Origin of the sequence: Streptomyces sp. NPDC018031 (assembly GCF_044327625.1) — a bacterium.
GTDB lineage: Bacteria > Actinomycetota > Actinomycetes > Streptomycetales > Streptomycetaceae > Streptomyces.
The window spans coordinates 22218-34414 of record NZ_JBIRFT010000014.1 but is presented as its reverse complement, the minus strand read 5'-3'; the positions used below and the strand labels follow the sequence as shown (position 1 = coordinate 34414).

Below are 12197 nucleotides of genomic sequence, written 5' to 3'. Positions count from 1 at the left end.
CTCACGTCCCCTCGTCGAGGGCGGTCCTCGGCTTCCTCTGCTCCTGGCGTGCGCTCCGGTGCCAGACGATGACCGGGGCCGCCGTGATCACGAGTGCCGGACCGGCCCATACCGTCATCGCTGGACGACTGTGGCCGAAGCGGAAGGAGGAGGCGAGCGACCCGCCGAAGACCGGAAAAAAGAACAAATGCACATAGAACGCCGCCGGGCGTCCCGCATGGACCTCCGGGGCCTCGTGCTTGGTCACGCGGTGCGAACGCCTCGCATATCGGACAGCGCGCAAGTGCCCCGGGCTCATCCGGCCGGTGGCCGGAAACAGCCTGCCCGGGCCCGTTGCGGCAGGGCTGCCCGCCCGGGCGCCTCAAGGGGAGGCCGTCGCGGCCGGCGATCGGCCCGGCGCCGGGCGGGCGGGCCGCGACCGGGCTCCGGCCGGGGCCCGGGCCGGCCGTCAGGACGAGAGGCGTACCGAACGCAGCCGGGCGCGGATGTTCCCGAAATGGTCGCGGACCGCGGCCTCGGCGCGCTGCGCGTCCCCGGACCGCACCGCGGCCAGGATCTCGCGGTGCTGCTCGCAGGTGACCCTGGGGTTCTGGTGGACGTCGACCAGATCGGTACGGACCCGGTGGAAGGCGTCCCAGAACGCCGCCAGCACCTCGCTGAGCAGCAGGTTGTCCAGATGCCGGTAGAGCGCGGCGTGGAAGGCCCGGTCGGTGTCGGCGCCGACCGCCCCGGCGGCGGCCTCCTCCTCCATCCGGGCCACGATCGCCTCCAGCTCCGCCAGGTCGGCGTCGGGTATCCGCCCGGCCAGCCGCGCCACCAGGCCGGTCTCCACCGCCTCCCGCAGTTCCAGGAGCTGGAGCAGGCTGTCCTCGCCGCGGTAGTGGCCGGCCACGGTGCGGAAGATCAGGCCCTCGATCATCGGGGCCATCGACATGGGGCCGACGTAGGTGCCGAAACCGTGCCGGATCTCCACGATGCCCATGGCCTGCAGGGCCTTGAGGGCCTCGCGCACCGAGTTGCGGCTGACGCCGAGGAGCTCCATCAGCTCCGTCTCGGTCGGCAGGGGGGCGCCGGAGGGCAGTCGCCGGTCGACGATCAGCTTCTTGATCCGCTCCTGGATATCGCGTGCCATTCCGCGACTGTGCACCGCGACCTCCCCGTTTGACCAGCGGCACGACCGGCGGACCCCCGGACTCCGGCGGCCGCGCCGCGGGCCCGTGGGGCGAAAGACCAGGGGCCCCCTCGCCGAACGGCGAGGAGGCCCCTGATATGACGTGCGCCGCCAGGGACTCGAACCCCGGACCCGCTGATTAAGAGTCAGCTGCTCTAACCAACTGAGCTAGCGGCGCGCGCTGACAGAGGAAACTCTACCTGACGGAACAGGGTGCTCCGCGCCATGCTGTGCCGCATGGACATCGCTGAGCTGGTGGAAGACGCCTGGCGGCTGGGCGCGGGCCCCGGGCGCCGGGTGCTGGGCATCGCCGGGCCGCCGGGGGCGGGGAAGTCGACCCTGGCCAGGGCGCTGGTGGCCGAGGCCGACCGGCGGTACGGGGCCGGCGCGGCCGCGTATCTGCCGCTGGACGGCTTCCACCTGTCCAACGCGCAGCTGGAGCGGCTCGGGCTGACCGCGCGCAAGGGCTCCCCGCCCAGCTTCGACGTGCACGGCTACGCGGCGCTGCTGCACCGGGTGGTGCACACCCCGGACCAGGAGATCTATGTGCCGGATTACGACCGGAGCCTGCACGAGCCGGTCGCCGCGCGGCACCGGGTACGGCCGGGCGCCCGGCTGGTGGTGACCGAGGGGAACTACCTCGGCTGCGACGAGCCGGGCTGGCGGGAGGCGCGGGAGCTGATGGACGCCCTGTGGTACCTGGACGCGCCGGACCGGGTGCGGCACCGGCGGCTGGTGGAGCGGCAGCTCGCGGGCGGGCGGGACGCGCGGCGGGCGCAGGCCTGGGTGGCCGGAAACGATCGGCCCAACGGAGAACTGGTGGAGCGGACCCGGGAACGATGCGACCGGATCCTGGGTGTCATTGGTCTGGACATGACTATGGGCCGGGGCTAACCTCCGTGTTGGTCTAGACCGCAGCGCGCCGGCCCCGGAACTTCCCCCACGTTCTCCCAGGAGCGAAGCATGCGTAAGAAGATCAGCGCGGCCGTGGTCGGCATCGGCATCGCCGCCGCCTCGGTCCTCGCGACCGGCGGCACCGCCACCGGTCACGGCTACACCGACTCCCCCATCAGCCGCCAGAAGCTGTGTGCCAACGGCACCGTCAAGAACTGCGGCCCCATCCAGTGGGAACCGCAGTCCGTCGAGGGCCTCAAGGGCTTCCCCAACGGCGGACCGGCCGACGGCTCCATCTGCTCCGGCGGCCACCAGGAGTTCGCCCAGCTCGACGACCCGCGGGGCGGCAGCTGGCCGACCACCAAGCTCACCGCCGGGCAGAACCACACCTTCACCTGGCGGTTCACCGCCGCCCACGCCACCACCGACTTCCGGTACTACATCACCAAGGACGGCTACGACCCCAGCCAGCGGATCACCCGGGCCAACCTGGAACTCGCCCCCTTCCTCACCGTCCCCTACAACGGCCAGCGGCCCCCGTTCACCTTCTCCCACACCGGCCGGCTGCCCAGCGGCAAGAGCGGCCACCATGTGATCGTCGCGGTCTGGACGATCGCCGACACCCAGAACGCCTTCTACGCCTGCTCCGACGTCCAGTTCTGACCCCACCGCGCCCCGCCCGGCGCCGACCGCTCCGGGCCGGGCGCCGGTGAGTCCGCCCGCGCCGGGGGAACGGCACCCGCGACCCCCCACCGCTATTCCTTCGGCGCGCGCAGGGCGACCCGCGCCAGCACCCCCGCGACCAGCAGCGCGATCACGGCCAGCAGCGCCTCGTCGGGCACCGCGTCGCCGATCCGCCGCGCATACCGCTCCAGCGCGAACTCCTGGTCGGCGTCGAGCACCCCGGGCAGCGCGGCGGTGCCGTTGTACTTCAGGAACAGCACTCCGATCCCGATGAAGAACGCCCCCGACGCCAGCGAGGTGGTGTGCAGCCGCAGCCGCCCCGCCCGCAACTCCCGTCCCCGCAGCCAGCCCCGCCGGCCCAGCTCGAAACGGTCCCAGCACAGCGCCAGCAGGAACAGCGGCAGCGCCATCCCCAGCGCGTACACCGCGAGCATCGACGCCCCGTACACCGGGTTCCCGCTGACCGCCGTCACGGTCAGGACCGCCCCCAGGATCGGACCCGCGCAGAACCCCGCCAGCCCGTAGACGCAACCCAGCACGAAGGTGGCCGCCGCGGACGCCGCGGACCGCGGGGTGACCCGCCCCGCGGTCCGCTGGGCCCGCCGTGAGGCGAAGCCGAACCCCAGGATCTGCGCGACGCCCAGGGCCACCACCGTCCAGCCGCCGACCGAGACCAGCAGGTCGCGATGGCCGTTGAAGAGCCGGCTGGCCGCGGTGCTCGCCGCACCCAGCGGCACCAGCGTGGTGGCCAGTCCCAGGTAGAACACCCCGGTACGGATCAGCAGCCGGCCGGGCGAGGCCAGCGAGTACGCGAAGAAGGCGGGCAGCAGCAGCGCGCTGCACGGACTGAGCAGGGCCAGCGCCCCGCCGAGGAACGCCGCGAGGTAGCCGATGTCGGACACGCCGGTCACCGCCGGTCCGCGCCGCCGGGCCGGCCGGCCGCGTCGGCTGCTGCCGCGGCTGCCGCGGCTTCATCGATGGTCTCCGCGAAGACCGAGGTGGGCTGGGCGCCGGCCACCGGGCGCCCGTTGATGAGGAACGACGGGGTGCTCTGCACGCCGAGCCGGTAGCCCTGCTCCTGGTCCTCCTTCAGCGCCGCCGCGGCCGCGTCGCCGTTCATGTCCCGGCGGAACCGGTCCGGGTCCGGCACCCCGACCCGGCGGGCCACCTCGGTCAGCTCGTCCTCGGCGAGCGCGTCGCCCTTGCGGGTGGTGGCGAACAGCTCGTCGTGGAACTCCCAGAACCGGCCCTGCCGGCCGGCCGCCCAGGAAGCCCGGGCGGCGCGCTCGGAGTCCTCGCCGAACACCGTGAAGTTGCGGAACTCGATGCGCAGCAGGCCGCGCTCGACGTACTTCTCGATCAGCTCGGGCTTGGTCTCGCGGGCGAACCGCCCGCAGTACGAGCACTGGTAGTCGGCGTACTCGACCAGCACCACCGGCGCGTCCCGGCGGCCGACGGCCAGCGGGTCGCCCTCGGTGCGGCGGGCGGTCTCCCGGGCCAGCCGCTCCTGGAGCCGCCGCTGTTCGGTGTCCTCGGTGCGGGCCGCGGTGCCGCCCGCGCGGTCGCCGCGGTCCCGCTCGCCGCTGTCGTTGACGGCGAGGACGGTGAAGAAGACGGCGAGGACGAAGGCGACGACGGCGCCGATCGCCGCGAGCCGCTGAGTGGTGGTGCCGCGTGCGGGCATGGGTGTGCTCCAGGGGGTCCGGTGTCCGGTTCGGAAGAGGGCGGGGCGTGCCGCGGTCCGGCCGGTCGCCGGGTGGCGCGGGCCGGGGTCGCGGGTCCCGGGGTCGTGGACGGTCGCCGGCGCACGGCGGGCCACCCGCGGGTGGCCGGCCGGGGCCCGTCGAGCAGGGCCCGGGGTGCGGTGACCGTCGGACGGCGGCCTAGATCCGGAGCACCGGGAGGAGTTCGGCGCAGTCGGCCGGCGGTCGCGGCGGCGCCCGGGTCGGCAGCGTGCGCACGCCGCCGGCCTGGGGCGCGGCGATCCGGGTGGGGGTGGGGTGCGGCAGCGGGTGGGCGTGCGGCGGGGCGGGCGTCCCGGCCAGGGTGCCGCCGGGCGCGGCCGGTCCGAGCGGCGCGCACCGCGCGGGGTCCCGGTCGTCCGCGGTGTGCCCGGCGGCGGCCCGCCGCGGCTCCGCCGCCGGCCGGTGCCGGAGCAGCGACGCGCCGGCGGCCGGGACGGTGTCGGCCGGGGCGGTGTCCGCCGGGGCGGCCGCCACCCCGGCCGCCGGCACCGCGGCGGCGGACCGGACGGCGTTCGCGGCGGGCGCGGGGCCGGCGGCCGGCGGGGCGCCCCCGGTCCGGGCGGAAGCGCAGAGCACCGAGAGCACCGCGAGTACCGAGAGCACCGCGAGGGAGGCGAGGGCCGGCCGGAGGCGGCGGGCCAAGGGGGCCGGCAGGACGCCGGAGAGCCGTGTGGCCCAGCCGAACGGCGGCGTCATACGACCCCCTTACGGGTGAATTTTCAGGCTCTGTCCGTGCACTGTGATCGAATCCATGCTAAGCAACCGCTGTCGAGCGGGGTCTCCGGTCACCCCCGGGCAGCGGTGACAGCAACCGGACACCATCCTGCCGTACCGGTCGCGCTTCGTCCCCTCTCGGTTCCGCTGTGTGCGCGAGGTCCCCCCGGCGGCATCGGAGCGCGGCAGCATGCTGCCAAATGTCAGCCGCGGACAGTTTGACGGGCGTAGATGTCCGCAGCGTACGGGCGCCTTCGCCGATCCGGCCCCTCACGGCGCGCGTTGACGTCGTCGCGGTGCGCGAATTAATGTCATCCCGGTTTTAGCTCGATGATCGCCTCGCGTAATAAGGCAATGAATTCCTCGGGTCAGGGACCGGTGGCGAACGGGGGATTGGTTCCGGCCGGGGTTAACACAGCCCCGGCGAGCGAGAATTGCCTGCCGTGCCGGACCAGGGGAAGTCATGGTTGCTGTTCCGATGATGCCCGATCCCGAACAGGGGGGTCCGACGGCCGGGCAGCCGCCGCACACCACTGCCCCGGCGCGCGCCGCCGCGGACCCGGACCAGGTGGAGCGCGCGCTGCTGGCCGCCCGGCGACTCATCGAGCAGACCGTCGTCCGGCACCGGCGGGAACTGGCCCGTCCCTCCCTGACCGGTACCGCCCCCGCCGACGCCGTGGAGCGCCTGGTGCGCGGCGCCACCCAGAGCGTGAGCGCGGTGGTGACCGGCGGCGAGCAGGAGGCCCCGCTCTTCGCCGCGCTGGCCCGGCTGGCCGCGTCCGGCGCCGAACAGGTCGCCGTCAAACTGCTCTGCCTGCCGACCGCCCTGGAGGCCACCCGGGTCCGCACCGCGCCCCGCGGCTTCCCGCGCTTCGAGGTCAGGGTCGCCGACACCGAACTCCAGGAGGCGCTGCTGGTGGACTCCCGCACCGCCTGCGTGCGGCTGGGCCAGGAGCGGGCCGACCGGCAGTGCTCGATCGTCGAGGACCCGGCGACCGTCCAGGCCATGGAGATGATGTTCGCCGGGGCCTGGGCGAACGGGGTCGGCCTGACCGACTACCCGCGGCTCGGCGGACGGCTGTGCCCCGGCTCGGCGAGACGCATCCTGGAGTGCCTGCGCACCGGGTACACCGACGAGGTGGCGGCCCGGCAGATGAAGGTCTCGCTGCGCACCTACCGCCGGTACGTGGCCGAGGTCATGCGGGAGCTGGGGGCCCACTCCCGTTTCCAGGCGGGCGTCCGCGCGGTCGAGCTGGGCCTGCTGCCCGGCCGGCACTGAACGGGGCCGGGAACCGAATGCTTCAGGAGGCGGGAGGATGACGGAACGCACGCTGCCCGGCCCGGCCGGGGCCGCGGGGGATCCGCTCGACCAGACGCTGCGGGCGGTGCGTGCCCTCCTTGAGTCCACCGTCGCCGAGCACCGGGCGCGGCGGACCAGCAACCGGCTGGTGACCGAGGTCGGGCTGGAGGACGCCGCCATCCGGGCCGCCGCCGAGCAGGTCGCCGACCAGGCCCGGCACACCCTGGACGTGGTCCTGCCCGGCAGCAGCACCCGGATGGCGTCGGTGCACGGCGTGCTGTCCGAACTGCCCGACCGGGTCGGCCCGCCGGTCACCGTGCGGGCGGTGTGCGACCGGCCGCCGCCGGGCTGGGAGGCCCGCGGCGACGTGCGGACCGCGAAGGTGCCGCTGCCGGCCCTGGTGATCGCGGACGCCGCCACCGTGCTGGTGTGCGCCGAATCGGCCGGCGGGCGGCAGACCTCGGTCGTCGAGGACCAGGCCGTGGTGCGCTCGCTGCACTCGATGTTCGGCAACATCTGGGGCGGCGCCACACCGGTGGCCGGGCCGTTCGACTTCGACAACCGGGCCCGCGCGGACATGGTGCGGCGGGTCCTGGAGCGGCTTCGGGACGGTGTGACCGACGAGGCCGCGGCCCGTGAACTGGCGGTTTCGGTACGCACCTATCGGCGCTATGTCACCGGCATCCTGGAACTCCTGGAAGCGAACTCCCGCTTCGAGGCCGGGGTGCGGGCCACCGAACTCGGCATCCTGCGGGAACGGTGAGGAAAAGCCGAAAACGCGTTCGCCGGTCCGGTTGTCGGCCGGTATCGAATACCTGACACCCAAATGCCGTGCGGTATACACGAGTTGGCCTCTTGCGGACATCCTCCAGTGCCATGCTGCCGGTCCTCGACATGCCGTTCGTACGCTGAACGAGGCGCGGGCAGCTCCCGGCGCCATACAGGGACTTGGGGGATGGGTCAATGCCGGAGAGCAACGCCACCATGCACGACCGCGTTTCCGAGCTGCACCGGCTTCGGGAAGGGGTCCGGGAGGGCGACGCGCGCGCCACCCAGGCCCAGCACGCCAAGGGCAAACGGACGGTACGCGAACGCCTGGACCTGCTCTTCGACGAGGGCAGCTTCACCGAGGTCGAGCCGCTGCGGCGGCACCGGGCCACCGGGTTCGGCCTGGAGGACCGCAAGCCGTACACCGACGGGGTGGTCACCGGCTGGGGGACCGTGCACGGCCGCACCGTCTTCGCCTTCGCCCACGACTTCCGGATCTTCGGCGGCGCGCTGGGCGAGGCCCACGCCCAGAAGATCCACAAGATCATGGACATGGCCCTCGCCGCCGGGGCGCCGCTGGTCAGCCTGAACGACGGCGCGGGCGCCCGTATCCAGGAAGGCGTCTCCGCGCTCGCCGGATACGGCGGCATCTTCGAGCGGAACACCCGGGCCTCCGGGGTGATCCCGCAGATCAGCGTGATGCTGGGGCCCTGCGCGGGCGGCGCGGCGTACTCCCCGGCGCTCACCGACTTCGTGTTCATGGTCCGCGAGACCTCGCAGATGTTCATCACCGGCCCCGACGTGGTGCAGGCGGTCACCGGCGAGCAGGTCTCCCAGAACGGGCTGGGCGGCGCCGACGTGCACGCCGAGACCTCCGGCGTCTGCCACTTCGCCTACGACGACGAGGAGTCCTGCCTGGAGGAGGTGCGCTACCTGCTCACCCTGCTGCCGCAGAACAACCGGGAGGCGCCGCCGGCCGCGCGGGGCGACGACCCGGCCGACCGCCGCTGCGACACCCTGCTGGACCTGGTGCCGGTCGACGGCAGCCGCCCCTACGACATGCGCGAGGTCATCGAGGAGATCGTCGACGACGGCGACCACATGGAGGTCCACCAGCGCTGGGCGGTCAGCGTGATCTGCACCCTGGCCCGGCTGGACGGCCAGGTGGTGGGCATCGTCGCCAACCAGCCGCAGTCGTTCGCCGGCGTGCTGGACATCCACTCCTCGGAGAAGGCCGCCCGCTTCGTACAGTTCTGCGACGCCTTCAACATCCCGCTGGTCACCCTGGTGGACGTGCCGGGCTTCCTGCCCGGCGTCGACCAGGAGCACGGCGGCATCATCCGGCACGGCGCCAAGCTGCTGTACGCCTACTGCAACGCCACCGTGCCGCGGATCTCCATCGTGCTGCGCAAGGCCTACGGGGGCGCGTACATCGTGATGGACTCCCGCTCCATCGGGACCGACCTCGCCTTCGCCTGGCCCACCAACGAGATCGCGGTGATGGGTGCGGAGGGCGCGGCCAACGTGGTCTTCCGCCGGCAGATAGCCGCCTCGGACCACCCCGACGACACCCGCCGGCAGCTGGTCAAGGAGTACACGGCCGAGCTGATGCACCCCTACTACGCCGCCGAGCGGGGCCTGGTCGACGACGTGATCGACCCCGCCGACACCCGCCGCGTGCTCGTCCGGTCGCTGGCGATGCTCCGCGACAAGCACGCCGAGCTGCCGGTCCGCAAGCACGGGAACCAGCCCGCATGAGCGCCCGCCCCGCCGGAGCCGGCGCGTCCGCGGCCGTGCCGGACGCCACCGCCCCCGCGGCCATCCCTTCCGCGGCCGTGCCGGACGCCACCGCCCCGGCCACCGTGGCGCCGCGCGCGCCGGAGGACACCGCCCCCGGGGTCCCCGGTGAGGACGCCCTGGCCATCCGGGGGCCGCTGGGCCCCGCCCTGGTCAAGGTCATTCGCGGCAACCCCAGCCCGGACGAGATCGCCGCCGCCACCGCGGTGCTGGTGGCGCTGGCCCGGCGCGGCGCACCGGCCGGCGAGGGGGCCAACGCCGTCCCGCCCCGGCGGCAGCCGGCACCCGCGGCCGGCGGCTCCCGGCACCCCTGGCGGGCACCCCGGCAAACGCCCGAGTAATACGGTCGGAACAGGGCAGCCTCGCAACTCATTCCTGCTTACCCGATCACATTGTGTACCGGAGCGTGCTGGCGATAGGTTGCACGCAGGCGTGCCACGGAACTTGGCAACAGCCGGTAATGCAAGGGGACTTTGGACATGGCGGAGAGGCGCAGAAGGGGCGGTGCCGCGTTGGCGCCCCCCGGTGACGCACGGGGAGCGGGACAGCCGGCACAGCTCGGAAGCGCCCCGCGATCCATCCGGCCGGGGCAGCCGCGGAAGACCGGGAGCCATTCCGGCCCGGGGCGGCACGGCCCGCGGCGGGAACAGCCCGGCGGCCCGCACGGCCGCCCGGCGGCCGGGAGCCGGACGGCGGCGCTCACCCGGGCGGTGCTGCCGCCGGTCGTCCTCGGCATCGTGCTCCTCGTCGCCTGGGACCTCGCCACCCGCACCGGCGCCGTCTCCACCTACTTCCTGCCCACCCCCTGGAGCCTGGCGGAGCACTTCACCGACGAGCTGCTGCACGGTTCGCTGATGCAGTACACCCGCGAGACGCTGTGGGAGGCGCTGGCGGGCGGCGCCCTCGGCATCGGGGTGGCGCTGCCGCTCGGCTACCTGATCGCCCGCAGCCGGATCGCCGCCGCCGCCCTCCAGCCGTACCTCGCCGCCACCCAGGCGATCCCCGCGGTGGCCCTCGCCCCGCTGCTCGCCCTGTGGCTGGGCTACGGCATGCTGCCCATCGCGGTGCTCTGCGCGCTGCTGGTCTTCTTCCCCATCCTGGTCAACACCGTGCTCGGGCTGCGCAACGTGGACCCCGAGGTGATGGGGGCGGCCCGGGTGGACGGGGTGACCTGGTGGGGCATGCTGTGGTACATCGAGCTCCCGCTGGCCCTGCCCAGCATCCTGGCCGGGGTCCGCAACGGACTCACCCTCTCCTTCACCGGAGCCGTGGTCGGCGAGTTCGTGATGGGCGGGGAGGGGCTGGGGCAGCTGCTGACCGTGCAGCGCCAGGAGGGCGACACGGTCGGCCTGTTCAGCACGATCCTGATGCTCTCCATCCTCGCCGTCGGGCTCTACGGCGCGGTCCGGCTGATCGAGCGGTGTGTCCAGCGCTGACCGCCGACCTTCATTCATCACCTTGAGGAGAAGTACGTGCGTTCCACACGCGGAACCGGCAAGCGTCCGGTGCCCAGACGCCATGCGGTAGGGGCGGCTCTGCTGTCGGTCGTGGCGCTCGCCGCACTGACCTCGTGCGCCGAGGAGCCGGGGAAGTCGGGGGGCAAGAACGGCGACGAGATCACCCTCGGGCTCACGTACACGCCCAACATCCAGTTCGCGCCGTTCTACGTGGCCAAGGAGAAGGGCTACTACGAGGACGCCGGGGTGGACGTCACACTGCGCCACCACGGGGCGGCCGAGGACCTCTTCGGCGCCCTGAAGCAGGGCGACGAAGACGTGGTCTACGCGGGTGGCGACGAGATGCTGCAGGCGCGTTCCAAGAACCTGCCGATCGTCGACATCGCCACGATCTACCACCGTTACCCGGTGGCGCTGCTGGTCCCGGAGGACTCCGACATCAAGAAGCCGGCCGACCTCAAGGGCCGCACCATCGGCACCCCCGGGCCGTACGGCGAGACCTACTTCGGGCTGCTCGCCCTGCTGAAGGAGGCCGGTCTCTCCGAGAAGGACGCCAAGGTGAAGTACATCGGCTTCACCCAGCAGGCGGCGCTGAAGGGCGACAAGGTCGACGGCGTCATGGGCTACATCAACAACGACGCGGTCACCTTCAAGGAGTCCGGCACCCCGGTCCGGGCCATCACCCTCTCCGACGAGGGCGGCGGCCAGTCCCTGGTCGGCCCGTCGCTGGGCGCCAAGCAGAGCACCCTGGACGACCGCGGCGAGGACATCCGGAAGTTCGTCGACGCCTCGCTGCGCGGCATGCAGTACACCATCGACCACCCCGAAGAGGCCGTCGAGCTCAGCCAGAAGCACATCCCCGGCCTGAACGGCGACAAGAAGGAGAACGCGCTCGCGGTGCTGAAGGCCACCCAGCCGCTGATGCGCAACGAGCGCGGCGAGCTGGGCTACATCGACCCGCAGGTCTGGGACCGGATGGCCGAGCTGATGTACGACCAGGGGCTGCTGGACAAGCAGATCTCGGCCGAGCAGGGCTACGACGCGGACTACCTGCCGAAGTCCTGACCCACCGGCCCGGCCGGGCGGCGCCGCGCCGCCCCGGCCCGCCCGGAGCCACCCCCGGCCCGGCCGGCCCGGCACGGCCCCGTGCAATGGCGGGTGGCGCGGCGGGCGACGGCCCGCACCCTCCCGCCGCCACCGGCCGGAGGGAGGGCCCTGACCGTCCGGGGTGCCCCGGCCGGGCACCTCGGCGGGGCCGGTGCGCCGTCCTGGCGCGGGGCTTACGGCAGGCGCCGCCCGCCGGTCCGGGCCTGCCCGGCGAACACGGCGCCGGGGCAGATCCGGCGGCGGGCCCCCGTACCGTGCTCGTCCCGCGCCGCGGGTCTGGTGCGGCACACGCACCCGCGGCGTCCGGGGGCCGGCGAGCACCCGGTGCGGACGTGCGGTTCTGGCCTCAGCCGCCGCGTCCCACCCGGTGTGCCGCCGCGGCCACCCCGAAGGCGGCCGCGGCGCCGGCGGCGAGCACCGCCCAGCTGCCCGGGGCCGTGAGGTGGGTGACCACGAACAGGCCGAGCGGCGGGCCGGAGGCGGTGCCGAGGTTCCAGGCCAGCGAGGCCAGCGCGCTCGCCCGGCCCACCGACGCCTCGCCGGACCACCGCAGCAGCAGG

14 protein-coding genes and 1 tRNA gene are annotated in these 12197 nt (G+C 73.7%); 8 read left to right on the top strand and 7 right to left on the bottom strand.

Annotated features, from left to right (window positions below; translation table 11 throughout):
• Position 1: 1 nt before the first annotated feature.
• From ACH4B3_RS25855 to ACH4B3_RS25845, 3 genes are all read right to left on the bottom strand, one after another.
• Positions 2-247, bottom strand: a complete 246-nt coding sequence (locus ACH4B3_RS25855) for a hypothetical protein (protein ID WP_398466557.1) — start codon at positions 245-247, stop codon at positions 2-4.
• Between the two features lie 201 nt (positions 248-448).
• The gene (locus ACH4B3_RS25850; protein WP_398466555.1) at positions 449-1132 is read right to left on the bottom strand and encodes a FadR/GntR family transcriptional regulator; all 684 of its coding nucleotides are present in this window, start codon (positions 1130-1132) and stop codon (positions 449-451) included.
• A 143-nt stretch (positions 1133-1275) separates the two neighbouring features.
• Positions 1276-1349 (bottom strand) — tRNA-Lys (locus tag ACH4B3_RS25845).
• 59 nt (positions 1350-1408) lie between these two features.
• On the opposite strand from ACH4B3_RS25845, the gene ACH4B3_RS25840 reads away from it, so the two are divergent.
• Entirely contained in the window at positions 1409-2065 is a 657-nt protein-coding gene (locus ACH4B3_RS25840) for a nucleoside/nucleotide kinase family protein (protein ID WP_398466553.1), read from the top strand.
• 69 nt (positions 2066-2134) lie between these two features.
• A complete protein-coding gene (locus tag ACH4B3_RS25835) occupies positions 2135-2728 on the top strand; it encodes a lytic polysaccharide monooxygenase (RefSeq protein WP_398466551.1) in 594 nt (197 codons plus the stop codon).
• A 92-nt stretch (positions 2729-2820) separates the two neighbouring features.
• On the opposite strand, the gene ACH4B3_RS25830 is transcribed toward ACH4B3_RS25835, so the two are convergent.
• From ACH4B3_RS25830 to ACH4B3_RS25820, 3 genes are all read right to left on the bottom strand, one after another.
• Positions 2821-3651 carry a cytochrome c biogenesis CcdA family protein gene (locus ACH4B3_RS25830; protein ID WP_398466805.1) on the bottom strand — a complete coding sequence of 277 codons (831 nt, stop codon included), beginning with the start codon at positions 3649-3651 and terminating at the stop codon, positions 2821-2823.
• A gap of 5 nt (positions 3652-3656) precedes the next feature.
• Entirely contained in the window at positions 3657-4433 is a 777-nt protein-coding gene (locus ACH4B3_RS25825; RefSeq protein WP_398466550.1) for a DsbA family protein, read from the bottom strand.
• A 199-nt stretch (positions 4434-4632) separates the two neighbouring features.
• Positions 4633-5190 carry a hypothetical protein gene (locus ACH4B3_RS25820; RefSeq protein ID WP_398466548.1) on the bottom strand — a complete coding sequence of 186 codons (558 nt, stop codon included), beginning with the start codon at positions 5188-5190 and terminating at the stop codon, positions 4633-4635.
• Between the two features lie 481 nt (positions 5191-5671).
• Between ACH4B3_RS25820 and ACH4B3_RS25815 the strand changes: the two genes are divergently transcribed.
• From ACH4B3_RS25815 to ACH4B3_RS25790, 6 genes are all read left to right on the top strand, one after another.
• A complete protein-coding gene (locus ACH4B3_RS25815) occupies positions 5672-6487 on the top strand; it encodes a response regulator transcription factor (RefSeq protein ID WP_398466546.1) in 816 nt (271 codons plus the stop codon).
• A 37-nt stretch (positions 6488-6524) separates the two neighbouring features.
• Positions 6525-7271 carry a DNA-binding response regulator gene (locus ACH4B3_RS25810; protein ID WP_398466544.1) on the top strand — a complete coding sequence of 249 codons (747 nt, stop codon included), beginning with the start codon at positions 6525-6527 and terminating at the stop codon, positions 7269-7271.
• Positions 7272-7471: 200 nt separating this feature from the next.
• Complete coding sequence (locus tag ACH4B3_RS25805; protein ID WP_398466542.1) at positions 7472-9034, top strand: acyl-CoA carboxylase subunit beta; 1563 nt, start codon at positions 7472-7474, stop codon at positions 9032-9034.
• A complete protein-coding gene (locus ACH4B3_RS25800) occupies positions 9031-9414 on the top strand; it encodes an acyl-CoA carboxylase epsilon subunit (RefSeq protein ID WP_398466540.1) in 384 nt (127 codons plus the stop codon). The genes ACH4B3_RS25805 and ACH4B3_RS25800 overlap by 4 nt, the downstream gene beginning before the upstream one ends.
• A gap of 513 nt (positions 9415-9927) precedes the next feature.
• The gene (locus ACH4B3_RS25795) at positions 9928-10509 is read left to right on the top strand and encodes an ABC transporter permease (RefSeq protein WP_398466803.1); all 582 of its coding nucleotides are present in this window, start codon (positions 9928-9930) and stop codon (positions 10507-10509) included.
• 36 nt (positions 10510-10545) lie between these two features.
• Complete coding sequence (locus ACH4B3_RS25790) at positions 10546-11595, top strand: ABC transporter substrate-binding protein (RefSeq protein WP_398466538.1); 1050 nt, start codon at positions 10546-10548, stop codon at positions 11593-11595.
• A gap of 388 nt (positions 11596-11983) precedes the next feature.
• Here ACH4B3_RS25790 and ACH4B3_RS25785 read toward each other — a convergent pair whose 3' ends face one another.
• Positions 11984-12166 (bottom strand): hypothetical protein, encoded by a 183-nt coding sequence (locus tag ACH4B3_RS25785; RefSeq protein ID WP_398466536.1) that lies wholly within the window; start codon positions 12164-12166, stop codon positions 11984-11986.
• Between the last annotated feature and the right edge of the window lie 31 nt (positions 12167-12197).

Excerpts from the sequence above, each read along its gene's own strand:
- ACH4B3_RS25850 (WP_398466555.1), bottom strand. The coding sequence starts at position 1,132 with ATGGCACGCGATATCCAGGAGCGGATCAAGAAGCTGATCGTCGACCGG.
- ACH4B3_RS25840 (WP_398466553.1), top strand. The coding sequence starts at position 1,409 with ATGGACATCGCTGAGCTGGTGGAAGACGCCTGGCGGCTGGGCGCGGGC.
- ACH4B3_RS25835 (WP_398466551.1), top strand. The coding sequence starts at position 2,135 with ATGCGTAAGAAGATCAGCGCGGCCGTGGTCGGCATCGGCATCGCCGCC.
- ACH4B3_RS25825 (WP_398466550.1), bottom strand. The coding sequence starts at position 4,433 with ATGCCCGCACGCGGCACCACCACTCAGCGGCTCGCGGCGATCGGCGCC.
- ACH4B3_RS25820 (WP_398466548.1), bottom strand. The coding sequence starts at position 5,190 with ATGACGCCGCCGTTCGGCTGGGCCACACGGCTCTCCGGCGTCCTGCCG.
- ACH4B3_RS25815 (WP_398466546.1), top strand. The coding sequence starts at position 5,672 with ATGGTTGCTGTTCCGATGATGCCCGATCCCGAACAGGGGGGTCCGACG.
- ACH4B3_RS25810 (WP_398466544.1), top strand. The coding sequence starts at position 6,525 with ATGACGGAACGCACGCTGCCCGGCCCGGCCGGGGCCGCGGGGGATCCG.
- ACH4B3_RS25805 (WP_398466542.1), top strand. The coding sequence starts at position 7,472 with ATGCCGGAGAGCAACGCCACCATGCACGACCGCGTTTCCGAGCTGCAC.
- ACH4B3_RS25800 (WP_398466540.1), top strand. The coding sequence starts at position 9,031 with ATGAGCGCCCGCCCCGCCGGAGCCGGCGCGTCCGCGGCCGTGCCGGAC.
- ACH4B3_RS25795 (WP_398466803.1), top strand. The coding sequence starts at position 9,928 with ATGCAGTACACCCGCGAGACGCTGTGGGAGGCGCTGGCGGGCGGCGCC.